Origin of the sequence: Thermosynechococcus sp. QS41 (assembly GCF_031583515.1) — a bacterium.
Classification (GTDB): Bacteria; Cyanobacteriota; Cyanobacteriia; order Thermosynechococcales; family Thermosynechococcaceae; genus Thermosynechococcus.
The window spans coordinates 2,563,906-2,578,579 of sequence record NZ_CP134181.1 but is presented as its reverse complement, the minus strand read 5'-3'; the positions used below and the strand labels follow the sequence as shown (position 1 = coordinate 2,578,579).

Genomic DNA, 14,674 nt, shown 5'->3' with positions numbered 1-14,674 from the left:
TTGATTTTAGCCACAATACAATTTAAGCCTAGCCAATTTAGTAAGGGCAAGAGCAATGAAAATTCTCATTGTTGAAGATGACCCCCGCATTGCAGCACCTTTGGCGAAGGATTTACGACATCAACACCACACTGTTGATATTGCTGAGGATGGCCTGAGTGGCTGGGACTATGCCCAAGCAACTGCCTATGACCTCATTTTGCTGGACTTAATGCTACCACGCCTAGATGGCATCGCCCTTTGTCAACGGTTGCGGGCGGTAGGTTGTCAGGCACTGATTTTGATGTTGACGGCCAAGGATACGACCACTGATAAAGTCATTGGCCTAGATGCAGGTGCTGATGATTACCTTGTCAAACCCTTCAAGTTGGAAGAGCTGGCGGCACGGATTCGGGCACTGCAACGCCGCAGTCGTGAACTGAAACCCCCTGTGCTATGTTACGGGGCACTGCAACTGGATCCGGCGAGTCAGGTGGTGACGTACGATCAAACGGTGCTCTCTCTGACCCCCAAGGAATATCTACTCCTAGAGCATTTTCTGCGGTATCCGGGGCAGGTCTTTAGTCGCACAGCCCTCCTAGATAAACTCTGGACATTCGATCAAGAGGCTGGTGAAGGCACCGTCAAAACCCACATCACCAATCTGCGGCATAAGCTGAAGGCAGCAGGTTGCCCCCAAGAATTGATTGAAACGGTTTATGGCGTTGGCTATCGTTTTGTGCCCCCCCACGTCTAGCCCAATGTTTACCCATATTCGCCGCCGCTTACTGTTCTTTAATCTCCTCGTGTTTGCAGTCGTCCTTGGCGGGTTTGCGATCGCTGTGCGCGTGGTCTTTGTTCACAATCTCAGGGAGCAACTCACCAATCGTCTCATTGCCATTGCCCAAGGTGCGGCTGCTAATGCTGATATTGAGAATGGTCAGCTCAAGATTGAGGAGCACGGTTTGCCCCATGAGCTAAAGAAGCAAGCAGCAACCTTAGAGTGGTTTGATGCCCACGGCCGACTTCTCAAGCAACAGGGCGAAGAACTTCCCTACATACCGCTCAATCCAAAGGTTTCAGTAGCTATTCACACCCATGATCCCCCTTTGCAGTTAGTCACACTGCCAATTTTGCACCAAGCAACCAACGAAATCATTGGCTACATCCGCATTAGTCAAGAATTGGATGAATTTAATGAGACCGTTTGGCAGTTGGATACTGGTCTCATGGCAGGGGTCATGATAGGACTCCTCCTCAGTGCTATGGGTAGTCTGTGGCTCAATCGCCAAGCCATGCAGCCTATTGAAGCCAGTTTTGAGCGGTTGCGACAGTTTACGGCTGATGCCTCCCATGAACTCCGCAGTCCCTTGATGGCCATTTCCAGTAATGCTGAAGTTGCCCTTAAGTACGATGAAGGAATGCGACCAGAGGATCGGGAAGTCCTAGGGGCGATCGCCAGCGCTACGGATCAAATGACCCGCCTCATTGATGACTTATTGATTCTGGCAAGAACTGATCGTCAACGACCGATGGCCATGCGGACGATCAACCTCGCAGAGACCTTAGCGCAATTAATTCAACTGTATAAACTACAGGCACAGCAGCAGCAAATTAGCTTAGAGTTTAGTACCGATCCCCAACTGCTGCTGCGGGGGGATGAGGCGGCTCTCATACAGGCTTTCACCAATCTTTTACAAAATGCGCTGCGCTACACTCCTGAAGGGGGCAAAGTCAGTGTGACTGCCAAGCGTCTCATGCACCATATTCACGTGACTATCGCTGATACGGGCATTGGTATAGCGTCTGAGCACCTTAGTAAAATTTTTGAGCGCTTTTGGCGAGCAGATCCCTCCCGTCACTATGTGGATGGAGGAGCAGGGTTAGGCCTATCCATTGTCCAAGCAGTTGTCCAGAGCCACGGTGGCAGCATTGATGTCAAGAGTCAAGTGGGTCAGGGCACCTCATTTACTGTCAGGCTCCCCCTCAGTCATTAACTTATTTGATAAAGGTGATCACGCCATCTGCAATGAGCTGCACCGCGATCGCTAAAATCAAAAAGCCCAAAATCCGATTGAGTGCCCCTATGCCTGTTGTGCCCAAGCCCTTAATCAAAGGCTCCCCTAGAATTAAGCAAAAGTAGGTGATAAAGCTAAACAGAGTAATTCCCAGAACACAACCAAGATACTCTGGCCATTGATGGCAGCGGGTTGAAAAACCAATCACAATACCAATCGCGCCCGGCCCACTAATGATGGGCATTGCCATAGGTGTAAAGGAAATATCTTCTTTGTCCACTGCCTCCAGTTGCTCTTGATTGGTCAGACGCGGTTGAGGAGCAACCATCTGCCAAGCTGTATGTGCCACAATCAACCCACCAGCAATTCGCACTACTGCTAGGGAAATTCCAAAAAAGCTGAGAATAAACTTGCCCACCAAGAAAAAAATTGCTAAGACAGCAAAAACATTAAAGGTAATTTTTCGTGCTTGTCGCAGGCGATATTTCGTAGTGTTTCTAGCAGTCAAACTATAGAAAATAGGAATTGCCCCAATTGGATTCGCAATCGGAAAGAGGGCTGTCAATATGCCGAACATAAAAGAAAAGAGGGTGTTAACCATGATTGGTACTGCTAAATTAAAGCGAAATACAACCCTTTTCACATATGGAACAAGCTCAAAACTGCGGAAGCCCCTATGAGAGAGGATTACATCCCCTTTACGTATTCCATATTGCTAATATCAGGACTGTAGTCAGTGGTACGAACAAAAGTGAATGACAGACTCACCCGTGGAGCCAAAGAAGGGTTTCAATGCTTCGGAAGATGTAACTATCTTATGTTTGAGTCTAACAGGCTTGGTGTGACACATGATCAGCCGACGACACATTCAACTGGTCTCACTTTTGGGATTGGGCGTATATTGGGAGTATCCCTTGGGGGATAAAAAGATGGATCACGCCTATTTTTGTCCAGCATGTTTTGCGGAGATTGCCGCGGACGACTCAATCTGTCCTGTATGCGGTGTCAACATTCACCAGTGGGAACAGGAGCATCCCTCCTACGAAGATCGACTGATCAATGCCCTAAAGCATCCCAACTCCGAAGCCCGCATCGGTTCAATTATTACCCTTGGCAATCGCAGTAATCCCAAAACGACCATTCCCCTTGCCGAATGTGCTTCAACCTACTCCATTGACGTTTGGCAAGCTATGGAAATCGTTCGATCCTTAAGAAAGCTACCTGACTCTCCTGAGAAAACCACAGCCTTGCAAATGTTATTGGATCATCCTGCGCGAGTCATTCGTGAAGAAGCAGCGGCCACTCTAACTCAAGTCACCCGTGAAACATGTTCCTAATGGATTGGCGTTCCCCTTGAAGTTGCTATACTCTTTTCACCACAAACCCATCTTTAGGCAAAAAATTAGGGTAGATATTTATGCCTGTTAATCTACCCTAGACAGCTTGGTAATTTGAGTAAAATTCAGAGAACCTTAAGGATGGTTGCCATTATTGCTATGGACGATCAGAATTGGGGACTTGGATACTGCCACCCAAGGGAGCTTCATGAAGGTCATTTTCCTCTTGACCCGCTAGTTCCGTTCTGAGGATACGCCCATTACCGGCATCCACTTTGACCTCAGCATTGGGAAAGCGCACTTCATAAACCAAGCTACCGTTTTCTGCCCCTAGGGCAACCCGTATTGCCTTTTGGCCTTGAGCCGCTTCTGCAATTTGTTGAGCTTGTTGGGGGCTAATTTTAGCAAGGCTACGGTATTGGGCTTCCTCTTGCATTTCTTCAGCCGTATTTTTCGCTTCATAGCGATCGCTCTCGTCATACCCACCCTTTTGATCTGTTTGTGCCACCAGAGCATAGCTAATATGACGCTGCGTTTTCAGTGCCATTGCACTGCCACCAATGGCGATCGCTGAGAGCACTCCTAGTGTCATTAAAACTTTTATTGAGTCTTTCATCGTAGAGTCTCCAAGTTCAGTTCACTGTTCCTGAGGCGGAACAATTCCCACAGTAGGGAGGAATTGTCAAGAAGTCGTCAAGATCAAAAGGCAATTTTGAACCTACCTAATGCCTAATAGAGTCTTGTTGGCAACAATGACACGTGCTCAACACTGGGGAAACTAGTCTAGGGTAGCCGCTGACCGCATACTTCAGAAAAGGGCTGTAGTCTGCATTTCTTATCAAGTTCTTGACAGTTCGTTCCTATAGTAAAGCTATCCCAAGGAAGAGGAATAGACCGATGACTTTAGAAGTTCTGCCTATTCCAGTACCAGCACAGTTTGAACGTGCTTTAGCGCTGCCTGCACAATCCCGTTGGCTGGGTCTGTATTGGGAGCCACAACTGGGGTATCCCTGCTACACCGATGGCCAGACAGTGGGCACAGCAAATCTGCAAGGATGGCAATTATTTTGCCAACATCCAGAGATACAACCCCGCCTGTTGTCCTATCAACTGACGGCAGGGGAACGGGCGCCCCGGCATGGATTGCTCTTCGATCGCCAACATCGCCGTCTATACATTGGTGAGCTAGAACGCATCCAAGAGTATTTACAGCATCCAGTTGCCCTAGAAATTTTAGAGCCACTGACGCCAAGACATCGCTTTTCCCTAAAGGAGGGTTGGCAGTTCCTCAGGGAGAAGTGGTTGGTGGGGCTAGCCCTCGTGTTGTCGGTAATCGTGGGAGTGGGTGTTGTGCGTACGGCTGGAAAGTATGTTCACGAGGTGTTTGAGGAGGTCTTTGACGATTGATCCAATGGCCAAAATCAAGTGTTCAATAGGGCAATAATCTCATGGCTAATGGCGCGCAGTTGGTTTTGTAGATCTTCGCTAGGCAAATTGTTGCCACTAAAAACCCCCTGACCAATACTACTGAACCGCCACTGCTCACTCATATAGCTAAACCCCACGATGTCTAGACCAATGGCACGGCGCTGGGGAGAGTCTGGATCGCAATAGAGGCGAATTTGCAGAAGCAAACTGCGGGCTTGCCAGCGGCGACTCCAGCCCGGTAGGTGAAAACCAATGTCAATTGAATCGGGATCCACTAGGTTGCGGGTATGGGGGTCATCGGCCCAAGGGTGCAGGTCTGCCCGCAGATCCGCATTGCACTGCTTAAAGAGGTGGACGATCGCCCCCAATTTGCTGGCCATCTGCACGGTCACTGCCTGCTCTGCTGCATTCACCGTCATTCTCTCCGCAACACCTTTGTTCCCAAGGTTAACGAGGGGAAACCGCTTGATCAACTCTAGGGGTTGGCAGCGGTGCCAAAGGACGCTCAAGGCGGGGTTGCCCCACAGAGTAGCTCAGGGCATAGCTTTGCACCAAGAGCCAAAACCAAAGTTGTGGTGCCATGGGTTCTAGCCACGGTTGACAACGGCGCACCAAGGGGGGCAGCCAAAAGCCAAAGAGGGCATGGTACAGGGCATCCAAGCTAAAACTGAGGTAGCTTTGCAGCCAGCGCAGCAGATCCCCAACCTCCACCATTTCGTAGATCCACCAAAGGAGGCCGGGGTTTTGCCAAGCAGCTCGCAGTGCCATACGGTTAAAGGGCAGCCAGCCAGCGCGGTCTTTGATAAAGCGATCGGCCAATTCGGGGGATTCCTGGGCGAGGATGCCAAAAAAGGTGTTCAACGTGGCATTGACGCGCTCTGGGGGCAGGGGGCGATCGCTGGGCACCATCATTCCCCGTGAAAAGAGCCATGTCACCGCTGTATTGCTCTGATAAGCGCGAATTTGGTTGAGGAATTGCTTTTGCACAAGGTCATGACGCAGGGCGGTGTCCAGTAGATCCGTCAAGCGGGGCAGGTTGCGCACCAGGGAGCCAAAACCAGTAAACACCAAGGGAGACTGGAGTGAGGCGGCATCGCCAATGGCCAAGACGCGATCAAAGGCCACCGCGCGATCGCCCCGGTGGTGGCTAAAGTAGCCGGGGATGTAACCAAAGGTGGGTTTGACCCAAGTGAGTTGATCGAGATCGCAGCGGCGGTACTCCGGCAGGATGGTAAAAAAGTCCTCGTACAGTTCCAGCAAAGAGCCGGGAAACTCTGGCTGGATGTGGTGGTAGTGAAAGAGATAAATGGTGCGCTCTTCCCCCGCTCCCGGAAACAGTTCCCAAATGAGTTGCCGTCCCCGCGAAATATCGCCGTGGCTAAAGAGAACATCGCCATAGTTGCCATCCCAAACCTCTGGGACAATGCCCTTGACGATCGCCCCCACCGTCGGACAGACGCTATCATAGGCACGACCGCCGTTCAGTTGACGGGCAATGGGGGAGGCGGTGCCCATCGCATCAATGAGGACACGGGCGATCGCCTGTCGCTGTTCTTGGGTTTGGCGGTGCTGGGTTTGCAGAACCACACCATTGGGATGAATCATCGCTGTCTCAAATTCCGTCCAATCCCAAATCTCACCCCCCGCTTGGCGCAGTTTCTCACCGCACAGATGCAGGAATTTGGCCGAGTCAAGGGCAATATTGAGAACCGTCGGGGTGTGCAGTACGGGTGCCCGACAATGGGGAGGACTAGTGGCATCAAAGAACTTGTTAAAGCCATCGCGGTACTCGCGGGCAATCAGGCTCTCAAACTCCGCAGTCGTAAACAAGCCCAAATCAATCAGACTCTGAAATTCCATGCGGGAGATATTCCACTCCCGATTCATGCGGCCAAAGGGCAACCGCTCGATCACCAGAACCCGATAGCCCAACCGCGCCATCACTGCTGCGTGGATCACCCCCAAGGCACCCCCCACATAAACTAGGTCATAGCGAGGGGGATCACAGGGTGTCGTTGCAGTGTGCAAAACAGGAACCGGGGGCGTGGGCTGTTGTACCCCTTGGCGCCAGCGTTGCTCCCACCAATAAACCCGCTCTAAATCCGCCTCACCTTGGGGCATGCGTTGGAAGTATTTTACGGTCAGCGGATAGCGATCGGCCAAAGCTTCAAAAATTGTCTTGCCAGCCGGCCAAGGGGGAAGCGCCTCAGATTGCAGTGGAAAGGCCAAACGCAAATGCTGTTGAAGGTGTTGGAGACAGGCACGCTCCTGAGGGAAAGGCCGCTTTCCCCAGCGCATCACCTTGAGGTATGTGGTTCGCTGCAAGCTCCACAGGAAAATGGCCAGTTCCGTGGGCGCCTCAGGAACCTGCCAGCAACCCCCGGTCGGTTTTGGCGCAATGGTGCCAATGCGCGGCTCAAAGGTGTGGTGCAGCCAGTGAATCACCGCTGCGGTATCGGGAGTGGGCACCTCAAGGTATAACAGTTCTTGCATTTTGTTTCAAAAGTCCGCTAAGGAGCTTGACAACGGCACGATTTGGCGTAAACTTCACTGTACTAAACAGTTTAAGAGAGTTTACGGTTTCTCAGAATTACCCTGTTGCCCTATGCATTATCCCATTCCAAGGAGTCTCGAAGAAATAGCAGCCCTCAGCCAGCAGCCTGTCAGTGAAGAGGTGGTGGCGGCAGCGATCGCCGGCGTGATTACGATTTGCCGTGCCGAAGGCCACAGTCTAGCGCAGGTGCAGGAATGGGTACTCGCAGACGATGATCTTTTGGATCAAAAAACGCGCCAATGGCTCAGTGAAGCAGTGGCAATGGCTTGGTCAAGTGTCGAGGCAGGGGCAGTGACGACTGGCCGTGAGGGCGATCGCTAGGGCATCGGCAGCGTCATCGGGCTTGGGCAGCGTGCTGAGATTGAGTTCCCGTTGCACCGCCTGTTGAACGTCTATTTTCGCGGCATTGCCATAGCCGGTGAGGGCTTGCTTCACTTGGGGAGGGGTGAATTCCATTAGGGGACAGTGCAGTTGACTCAGGACTAAAAGAATCACGCCCCGCGCTTGAGCAACCACAATCGTATGGCTCATTTTGTAGAAAAAGAGGCGCTCCAAAGCCACTAAATCTGGTTGGAGGGCAGGAATTAACGTGTGCAGATCGCTGTAGAGACTCTGGAGGCGATCGCCCGCGGGCATATCCGCAGGAGTGGTAATCACACCAAAATCACACACTTGGCAGGTGTTGTTCTGCACCTCAATACAGCCATAGCCAAGGGTAGCAAGGCCGGGGTCTAGGCCAAGGATGCGCACACGTTCTAGTTCACGGTGCCGGTCAACAGATCCAAAATTGGTTTCGCCATCCAGTTCAGCCCCACCTTCAGTTGATGTTCAAGGGTGGGCATGCGGTAGAGGTAGGCCAGTCGCCGTGCCAAGTAGGCCAGAGGGCCATCGAGGGTCAGTCCTAGCCCTGCCAAGGCGGCGCGATCAGTTCCGAGGGTGAGCATCTCACCGAGATGGGAATAACGACAGGGCAGTAGCGGGCGATCGCTCAGACTGGCCCAAAGATTCCAAGCCGCATAATCCGCCTGTTGAAAAGCCGCCTGTGCCGTATGGGGAATCGGTTGTCCCTGTTCATCTACCGCATCCGCGGCATCCCCAAGGCCAAAAATCTCTGGATGATCAACGACTTGCAATGTGGGCATCACCTGCAGGCGCCCCGTGGAGGTTTTGGGCAAATCAAGGGCAGCAATCACCGGCGAAACCGCTGTACCCACCGTCCACAAGACAATATCAACGGGCAACTCATCCACGCGGTCTTTGTATTGCAGGGAAATCTGATCCGCAGTGACAGCAACCGGGGTTGTTTCCAAATCAATCCAAACCCCCCGCTCTTCAAGGGCACGCAGAGCTGCCTTGCGATTAAATTCTGGAGAAGACTTGAGAATCTCGGTGTTGCGATCCACCAAACGAATGCGCCCGCGGCTACCTAAGCGCTCTGCCAACTTACAGGCCAATTCCACGCCACTGGGACCAGCACCGACCACCACCACGCGGATGCGATCGCGATCGGAGCGCTCCCGCCGTTGCAACGCTTCTTCGAGACGGTAGGCATCACTGAGAATTCGGAAGGTCAAGGCATACTCTGCAACACCGGGAATGCTGTTTTTAGGGGTTTCCCCCCCCAAGGCGAGAACCAGTTTGTCGTAGGTGAGCGGGGTGCCCTCAGTCAAGTGCACCGTTTTTTCCTTGAGATCCACAGCGCTCACGGTTCCCTGATGAAAGACGACCGGGGTCTCCTTGAGCAACTCAACAAAGGGCGGGGCAATTTCCCACGCCTGTAGCTCCCCTGTAATTAATTCGTAAAGGAGGGGAGTAAAGACAAAGCGATCGCTCTGATCCACAAGGGTGATCTCTGGAGGCGCAGACCAAGGAAATTGGGCAAGGCGGAGGGCGGTATAAAGGCCGCCAAACCCACCCCCTAGAATACAAATTTGGCTTGTCACCGCTGATTCCGTTATGACGCTTTCCCACTCAGTATAACTTGCGCCTCTGAGAGGTCAGCAATTTGTGGCACTGCTCGGGTCTCCTTGATACTTGGATCCGGCAAGAGCGGGCGATCGCGCCGCAGCCAAATCGCTTGCAGACCAGCACCTTGGGCACCGAGGACATCATCCTCCCAACTGTCACCAATGTGCCAAACCTGAGAGGTCGCATAGGGGGTCACCGCCCGCTCAAAGATCAGCCGATTCGGTTTCGCCGCCCCCACCTCACTGGAAATCCACACCTCCTTGAAAAAAGGGGCTAACCCCAAGGCCTCTAGCACCCCATAGAGACGGCTATCAAAATTCGACACCACCATCAGAGGAATGCCCTGAGCTTGCCACTCCTTCAACGCAGGCAAGACATCCTCATACAGAGACCAAGGTTCAGCCGTGGCATAGTAGGCAAAGACTGGAGCAAAAAACGTATCAAAATCAGCAAATTGATCCAAGACGCCCGCGCGGCGAAATGTCTCTGCCGCAACCCCTTGCCACCACCGCAATTCTGCCTCTGCCCGTTGTGAAGCCTCAAGATCAGGGAAAGCGCAGGGCGGGGTAGCCCTAAAGGCCTTAAAGAAGGCCACATCTAATGCGGCTGAATCAACCTGAACCCCGACTTCAGCAGCAAAGCGACCATAAACGGTACCCACGGATTCCCGTAGGCCAAAGAGGGTGCCGACCGCATCGAGGGTAATGAGTTGGGGCAGATCAGGCCGGTGCATCGGAACTAGCATCTACAGCGGGTGGGGGAGAGGTCTCCTGAGCACGGCGCTTGCGTTCTTGCTCCACAAGTTCTTTCATCAGACTGCGAGCCTGATTGATTTTGTCGAGGTTGCTGCGGTAGAGTTCGAGATCGCGCTTGACTTTCTCGATCGGCAGCTTAATGACGGGAGCCAGTTGATCCAGTGTCTCGTTGAGATTCGTTGTCAGATCCCCCACCAGCTCCTCAAGGAAGGCATACAGTCCCACCGCATGGAGGCGGCTATATTTGCCCTCGTGGTTGAGGCTGTTGAGGGGGGCACTGGGTTGACCACTGTTGAGTTCATCGAGGATTTGACTCAAGGGGCGGCCTTGGTACTGTTGCCAACTGGCGGCATCCTCCTTAAGCTGTTGCGGGTTCATTTCCTCAGCCCCGCAGAGGGCATGAAAAATACTGGCGCGATCGCCCTCAGGCTGATACCCCTCCATAAACTGGTCAAAGGCGGTCACGACCCCAAGGGCAAATAGGGGAGAGTAGCGAAAATCTACATTGACGCGCAGCAGGTGGATTTCGACCAGCAGTTCTTCAATAAAGCGACGGTAGATTGAGTGAATCGGTCGCGTGTGAGCCGCATAAAAGGCGCGTTTGGTATCAGAGACAGTTCGAGGATTTTGCACAAGCTCTGCCGATATTCGTTAAAAAATGTCATGATTCTTTACTATTATCGCCCATTGCGCTTTCCCAATCAATGATGCGTCCTGAGCTTGCCCTAGCCATCACTCAATTCAACAGCGGCGAATTCTATGCCTGCCATGACACCCTCGAAGCCCTCTGGTTAGAGGCCAGTGAACCTGAGCGCACGTTTTACCAAGGTCTGCTACAAATTGCCGTGGCCTGCTATCACCTGAGTCGGGGCAACCAGCGGGGGGCGATCTTGCTTTTGGCAGAAGGGCGGCGTCGTCTAGAGCAGTGTGATCCGAACTTTTGCGGCCTAGATTTGACAGCCTTTTTGACGGCAGTGGCGGCGTTACAGGCGCAGCTTCAGACCCCCCTTGACTCAGAGCCAAAAATTCAATTGCATCTTGCTGTTGCGCAATCCCTCGATCAAGCCCAGACCCCGACAGCCCTTAAAACTCAAGCTCATCCTCTTCAGACGCTTCAGCAATTGGGGTGTCTGGACTTTCTCCCTCATCGGGTAAGCGAATAACCACCCCGTTAAAGAATCGTGCCAGTTTTTCGGCAGATTCACGCACAGGATCCGGGGCAGTGGTGAGAGGGGGCGGGGGTGGAGTAGAGGTTGGTTCTATGGGGGGTGGCGGTGGTTCTTCCTGTGGTTGAGAGGGAATGACGACAGCGGAGTGCGGCGGCTCCTTGGCTTTTGGCGCAGGCGTGGTTTTGTGGGGTAGGGGGGCAATCTCAAAGGCGACTTTGATGCGGCGGCCTAGAACTTGGGAAAAGGCGGCTTCAATTTTGGCTTGGTTATTCTTCGTCAGATTTAACAGTGTTTGATTAACAATGCCGATGTGCACCTCGCGATCGCTCATTTGTCGCAGGTGACCATGCTGCGAGAGCAGAGCATAGGTGCTCATTTGCATCTGCTGCAAGACCTGTAGTGCCTGTTCCCACACAGGTTCGGTATGATCTGCCCGCGGTTCAGGGGTTGGCTTGGGTTCAGGAGCTGGAGCAACCGTGTCTTTCGTGTCTTTAATTTGAATATGTTTGACTGGTGACTCTGACTCCTTGGGGGGTGCCGCAATCGCTGGGAGGTCAGGCTGAGGGGGCGAGACAATCGTGAGCTTCGGAATGGCAGTAGGCGCTACATTGGGCACACTGGATTGGGGTGCCGTTTCCGTCATCAACCCCAGAATGCTAATTTCCAGCCAGAGACGGGGTTGACTGCTCTGTTTGATTTGGCTTTCACAGGTGCGCAGATGTTGTTGGGCATGCAGAATCTCCTCAACGGACCATCCCTCAGCAACGGCAATCAAAGCCTGCCAAGTTTCTGCTGTCAGGGCTACCAAGTCCTGCCGTTCAGGGACGGTTTTCGCCAAGAGCAAATCACGGTAGAGACTGGCCAGATTTTGCAGAATTGTCAGCGGATCGCGACCCCGTTCCAGTAATTGGCGGGTGTGCTCAAGAACCGCCACCGCATCCCGACGGGCGATCGCCCCCAGCAATTGCCGCAGATCCTGTTCTGGTACTGCCCCGGCCAGTTGCCATACATGTTCTACCGTGATCCGTTCAGGATATAAGCTCAACTGATCCAGCAAGCTTTCAGCATCCCGCAGTCCCCCTTGGGACAATTGTGCCACCAGGGTCAAGGCCTGCGGCTCAATGTCAATTTGCTCCTTATCGGCAATGTGCTGAAGGTGGGCAACCATCTCCCCTAGGGGAATCCGCCGAAAATCAAAGCGCTGACAGCGGGAAATAATTGTTGGCAAAACGCGCTGCGGATCTGTGGTGGCAAGGACAAAGACCACATGGGGCGGCGGCTCCTCTAGGGTTTTGAGGAGGGCATTGAAGGCCGACACACTGAGCATGTGGCATTCGTCAATCACATAAACTTTGTAGCGACACTGTACTGGGGCAAATTGTGCCTTCTCAATCAGTTCGCGGATATTGTCCACCCCGGTGTGGCTGGCAGCATCAATTTCAATCACATCTAAGCTGGTGCCATTGGCCACCTGCCGACAAACTTCGCATTGGCCACAGGGATCGGGGGTAGGCTTGGCACTCCTCAGACAGTTGAGGGACTTAGCCAAAATACGGGCACTAGAGGTTTTACCCGTGCCGCGAGGACCACAAAAAAGATAGGCAGGGGCAATGCGCTCCTTGAGTAGGGCTTGGGTAAGCGTGGTGGCGATCGCCCCTTGACCCACTAGATCTGCAAAGCGTTGGGGACGATATTTGTGATGCAGGGGTTCGTAGGTCACTGCTGGGCTGCAATGGATATGCCAGAAGACGCTGGTGGGTAAATGCCGCGCATGTTATTCTAACAGGCCAACGATGGCCATAGGCTCGCTGTCGGCGATCGCCCCTCAGTCTCCCCCAATGGAACCAGCCCTAGCCCCTAGAACCAGCCTTTTTTACCCGCAATGTACGTTCTATAAAACTCTTCATCACTCTTGGTGAGGTAAATAATGCCCTCAATGAGGCCAATAATGGCTATGACAGGGGCAAGCAGGCCACAGGTCAAAAGACTCACCAGTAGCATGATCAAGCCCTCCGTGTTGTAGCCGAGAACAAACTTGTGAATGCCCAGGGCACCCAAGAGAATACCGCAAATGCCGGCTGCAATTTTTTTCCCTGAAATATCGGGATTCGAGGTCATTGTCCCTTCCCCAATGGTTATTTTTGATACAGCGCGATCGCGCTCTCTTGGCCTATATGCTTCAGGGTTTCAGGGGGACCGTCAAGGGGTGAGTAGGCAGTTTATTGATTGACGCAAGACGTGTCTGGTCTTAAGCGGCAGCGACCCAATCAGCAAGGGGTTCCCAGCGCACAGTGCGATCGCCCCCCACTTCCACCACCACTTTGAACTTCGGTAGGGTCTGGGTTAACTGTGCCAAGTAGGCAAATTCCTGCCTTGAGAGCCGCTTGCCATCAATCAGCCAAAGCACCAGTCCCTTGGCATTGGGGGGCAGGTTTTCCAAGTGGTAGGTCACTAGGGGGGGCTGGAAATAAACGCGAATGTCTTCCTTGCCCGTGTGAGCCGGACGAATCCCGTGCGCTTGGGTCAGGTAGGCTGCTAAATCCCCCAAACCCGGTGCGCTCATGTGCAAGGTGGTATAGCCCTTGGAACGCAGTCGCCGTTGATAACGACCCTCAAAACCACCCTCCGGGGGAACAAAGAGTGCCAATGCCCCAGCGGATTCTAAATCTTTGACAAATTGATAGCCAGCCAGCAGACCCATAGATCCTTTCTCACAGGTTTTAGCATTCCATCCAGCACTTTATCACGGTCATTCCTACTGCGGGTATGCCTAAGTTAATAGCAGGGCAAATAGCCCACATAAGGCAATACCATCAAAAACACCCGCACCACCAATACTCAGCACTCCCGCCGACATCCGCTCAATTTCCCGTAGGTGGAGTAAATCTGCACCAATCAGGGTTCCCAGCACACCTCCGGCAAAGGCAATGGGTGCCGCCGCCACGCCCCCAGAAATCAAAATGGCTGTCATTGCTGCTGTTAGGGGCGCGACCAAGGCATTCATTTGAATACCAATCCCCGGTACCACCTGAGCAGAGTAGTAACTGACAGCGGCCACAATTGCCGTCACCAAGAGAATTGCCAAGGGACTGACGCGGGTAAATTGATAGAGGGCTAGCACCGTCGGGATCAAGCCGCCCCCCACATTCAGCGCCACAATCGTCTTTTGCTCAATTTTGCGCAGGGGAATGCCCCAAAACCGACTGAGCCAGAGTTCTTCAAAGTCGGGAACAATGGCCACCGTAGAAACCCGCTCATAGAGGGGGATATTAATCGTGCTGCCGAGAATCACAAGCAGCAGTAAGACCGAAGCAGCAGTAGGTGAAAAGCCCAACTTGGCAACGGCCACTTGTACAGCATCGAGGGCGATCGCTAGCCAAAGGAAAGGCAGCGACAGTAACAGCAGCACAAAAAGTAGAGCAGTAACAGGCAGATAAATCATAGAAACGCAAAATGACCTTAAAAC

The 14,674-nt window shown here is 52.8% G+C and carries 18 protein-coding genes; 6 read left to right on the top strand and 12 right to left on the bottom strand.

Going from position 1 to position 14,674, the window contains the following annotated elements:
• Positions 1 to 55: 55 nt before the first annotated feature.
• Complete coding sequence (locus RHJ80_RS12680; protein WP_310743876.1) at positions 56 to 736, top strand: response regulator transcription factor; 681 nt, start codon at positions 56 to 58, stop codon at positions 734 to 736.
• Positions 699 to 1,976 carry an ATP-binding protein gene (locus RHJ80_RS12675; RefSeq protein WP_310801149.1) on the top strand — a complete coding sequence of 426 codons (1,278 nt, stop codon included), beginning with the start codon at positions 699 to 701 and terminating at the stop codon, positions 1,974 to 1,976. Before RHJ80_RS12680 ends, RHJ80_RS12675 begins: the two co-directional genes overlap by 38 nt.
• A 1-nt stretch (position 1,977) precedes the next feature.
• On the opposite strand, the gene RHJ80_RS12670 is transcribed toward RHJ80_RS12675, so the two are convergent.
• A complete protein-coding gene (locus RHJ80_RS12670) occupies positions 1,978 to 2,598 on the bottom strand; it encodes a MarC family protein (protein ID WP_310801148.1) in 621 nt (206 codons plus the stop codon).
• A gap of 247 nt (positions 2,599 to 2,845) precedes the next feature.
• On the opposite strand from RHJ80_RS12670, the gene RHJ80_RS12665 reads away from it, so the two are divergent.
• Positions 2,846 to 3,334 carry a HEAT repeat domain-containing protein gene (locus RHJ80_RS12665; protein ID WP_310801147.1) on the top strand — a complete coding sequence of 163 codons (489 nt, stop codon included), beginning with the start codon at positions 2,846 to 2,848 and terminating at the stop codon, positions 3,332 to 3,334.
• A 157-nt stretch (positions 3,335 to 3,491) separates the two neighbouring features.
• Here the strand turns inward: RHJ80_RS12665 and RHJ80_RS12660 are convergent, their stop codons facing one another.
• Entirely contained in the window at positions 3,492 to 3,950 is a 459-nt protein-coding gene (locus RHJ80_RS12660) for a PepSY domain-containing protein (RefSeq protein ID WP_310743873.1), read from the bottom strand.
• Between the two features lie 281 nt (positions 3,951 to 4,231).
• Here RHJ80_RS12660 and RHJ80_RS12655 point away from each other — a divergent pair, with 281 nt between their 5' ends.
• Positions 4,232 to 4,741: a hypothetical protein gene (locus RHJ80_RS12655; RefSeq protein WP_310743872.1), complete on the top strand. Its 510-nt coding sequence runs from the start codon at positions 4,232 to 4,234 to the stop codon at positions 4,739 to 4,741.
• A 14-nt stretch (positions 4,742 to 4,755) separates the two neighbouring features.
• Here RHJ80_RS12655 and RHJ80_RS12650 read toward each other — a convergent pair whose 3' ends face one another.
• Positions 4,756 to 5,181: a hypothetical protein gene (locus tag RHJ80_RS12650; protein WP_255451674.1), complete on the bottom strand. Its 426-nt coding sequence runs from the start codon at positions 5,179 to 5,181 to the stop codon at positions 4,756 to 4,758.
• A 28-nt stretch (positions 5,182 to 5,209) separates the two neighbouring features.
• Positions 5,210 to 7,255, bottom strand: a complete 2,046-nt coding sequence (locus RHJ80_RS12645; RefSeq protein ID WP_310801146.1) for a flavin-dependent dehydrogenase — start codon at positions 7,253 to 7,255, stop codon at positions 5,210 to 5,212.
• A gap of 112 nt (positions 7,256 to 7,367) precedes the next feature.
• Between RHJ80_RS12645 and RHJ80_RS12640 the strand changes: the two genes are divergently transcribed.
• On the top strand, positions 7,368 to 7,637 hold the full coding sequence (locus RHJ80_RS12640; protein ID WP_310801145.1) for a hypothetical protein: 270 nt from the start codon (positions 7,368 to 7,370) through the stop codon (positions 7,635 to 7,637).
• On the opposite strand, the gene ruvC is transcribed toward RHJ80_RS12640, so the two are convergent.
• The 4 genes from ruvC to psb29 are packed head-to-tail and all read right to left on the bottom strand — an operon-like array spanning position 7,587 to position 10,672.
• Positions 7,587 to 8,066: a crossover junction endodeoxyribonuclease RuvC gene (gene ruvC / locus RHJ80_RS12635; protein WP_206200461.1), complete on the bottom strand. Its 480-nt coding sequence runs from the start codon at positions 8,064 to 8,066 to the stop codon at positions 7,587 to 7,589. The two genes, RHJ80_RS12640 and ruvC, sit on opposite strands and share 51 nt — an antisense overlap.
• Before the next feature lie 5 nt (positions 8,067 to 8,071).
• Positions 8,072 to 9,259, bottom strand: coding sequence for an NAD(P)/FAD-dependent oxidoreductase (locus tag RHJ80_RS12630; protein ID WP_310801144.1), 1,188 nt, complete (start codon positions 9,257 to 9,259; stop codon positions 8,072 to 8,074).
• Positions 9,260 to 9,270: 11 nt separating this feature from the next.
• Positions 9,271 to 10,017: an HAD family hydrolase gene (locus tag RHJ80_RS12625; protein ID WP_310801143.1), complete on the bottom strand. Its 747-nt coding sequence runs from the start codon at positions 10,015 to 10,017 to the stop codon at positions 9,271 to 9,273.
• Positions 10,004 to 10,672 (bottom strand): photosystem II biogenesis protein Psp29, encoded by a 669-nt coding sequence (gene psb29 / locus RHJ80_RS12620; RefSeq protein WP_310801142.1) that lies wholly within the window; start codon positions 10,670 to 10,672, stop codon positions 10,004 to 10,006. The genes RHJ80_RS12625 and psb29 overlap by 14 nt, the downstream gene beginning before the upstream one ends.
• A gap of 71 nt (positions 10,673 to 10,743) precedes the next feature.
• Between psb29 and RHJ80_RS12615 the strand changes: the two genes are divergently transcribed.
• Positions 10,744 to 11,202: a DUF309 domain-containing protein gene (locus RHJ80_RS12615; protein ID WP_310801141.1), complete on the top strand. Its 459-nt coding sequence runs from the start codon at positions 10,744 to 10,746 to the stop codon at positions 11,200 to 11,202.
• Here the strand turns inward: RHJ80_RS12615 and RHJ80_RS12610 are convergent.
• From RHJ80_RS12610 to RHJ80_RS12595, 4 genes are all read right to left on the bottom strand, one after another.
• Positions 11,123 to 12,928, bottom strand: a complete 1,806-nt coding sequence (locus RHJ80_RS12610; protein WP_310801140.1) for a DNA polymerase III subunit gamma/tau — start codon at positions 12,926 to 12,928, stop codon at positions 11,123 to 11,125. The two genes, RHJ80_RS12615 and RHJ80_RS12610, sit on opposite strands and share 80 nt — an antisense overlap.
• A gap of 137 nt (positions 12,929 to 13,065) precedes the next feature.
• Positions 13,066 to 13,326: a TM2 domain-containing protein gene (locus tag RHJ80_RS12605; protein WP_310801139.1), complete on the bottom strand. Its 261-nt coding sequence runs from the start codon at positions 13,324 to 13,326 to the stop codon at positions 13,066 to 13,068.
• Between the two features lie 130 nt (positions 13,327 to 13,456).
• Entirely contained in the window at positions 13,457 to 13,909 is a 453-nt protein-coding gene (gene ndhN / locus RHJ80_RS12600; RefSeq protein ID WP_149821379.1) for a photosynthetic/respiratory NAD(P)H-quinone oxidoreductase subunit N, read from the bottom strand.
• A 69-nt stretch (positions 13,910 to 13,978) separates the two neighbouring features.
• Positions 13,979 to 14,650 (bottom strand): DUF1614 domain-containing protein, encoded by a 672-nt coding sequence (locus RHJ80_RS12595; RefSeq protein ID WP_206200455.1) that lies wholly within the window; start codon positions 14,648 to 14,650, stop codon positions 13,979 to 13,981.
• Positions 14,651 to 14,674 lie beyond the last annotated feature (24 nt).

Coding starts and splice junctions, on each gene's coding strand:
- RHJ80_RS12645 (WP_310801146.1), bottom strand. CDS start 7,255: ATGCAAGAACTGTTATACCTTGAGGTGCCCACTCCCGATACCGCAGCG.
- ndhN (WP_149821379.1), bottom strand. CDS start 13,909: ATGGGTCTGCTGGCTGGCTATCAATTTGTCAAAGATTTAGAATCCGCT.
- RHJ80_RS12605 (WP_310801139.1), bottom strand. CDS start 13,326: ATGACCTCGAATCCCGATATTTCAGGGAAAAAAATTGCAGCCGGCATT.
- RHJ80_RS12675 (WP_310801149.1), top strand. CDS start 699: ATGGCGTTGGCTATCGTTTTGTGCCCCCCCACGTCTAGCCCAATGTTT.
- RHJ80_RS12655 (WP_310743872.1), top strand. CDS start 4,232: ATGACTTTAGAAGTTCTGCCTATTCCAGTACCAGCACAGTTTGAACGT.
- RHJ80_RS12670 (WP_310801148.1), bottom strand. CDS start 2,598: ATGGTTAACACCCTCTTTTCTTTTATGTTCGGCATATTGACAGCCCTC.
- RHJ80_RS12625 (WP_310801143.1), bottom strand. CDS start 10,017: ATGCACCGGCCTGATCTGCCCCAACTCATTACCCTCGATGCGGTCGGC.
- RHJ80_RS12615 (WP_310801141.1), top strand. CDS start 10,744: ATGATGCGTCCTGAGCTTGCCCTAGCCATCACTCAATTCAACAGCGGC.
- RHJ80_RS12640 (WP_310801145.1), top strand. CDS start 7,368: ATGCATTATCCCATTCCAAGGAGTCTCGAAGAAATAGCAGCCCTCAGC.
- RHJ80_RS12660 (WP_310743873.1), bottom strand. CDS start 3,950: ATGAAAGACTCAATAAAAGTTTTAATGACACTAGGAGTGCTCTCAGCG.
- RHJ80_RS12680 (WP_310743876.1), top strand. CDS start 56: ATGAAAATTCTCATTGTTGAAGATGACCCCCGCATTGCAGCACCTTTG.
- RHJ80_RS12650 (WP_255451674.1), bottom strand. CDS start 5,181: ATGACGGTGAATGCAGCAGAGCAGGCAGTGACCGTGCAGATGGCCAGC.
- RHJ80_RS12665 (WP_310801147.1), top strand. CDS start 2,846: ATGATCAGCCGACGACACATTCAACTGGTCTCACTTTTGGGATTGGGC.
- RHJ80_RS12595 (WP_206200455.1), bottom strand. CDS start 14,650: ATGATTTATCTGCCTGTTACTGCTCTACTTTTTGTGCTGCTGTTACTG.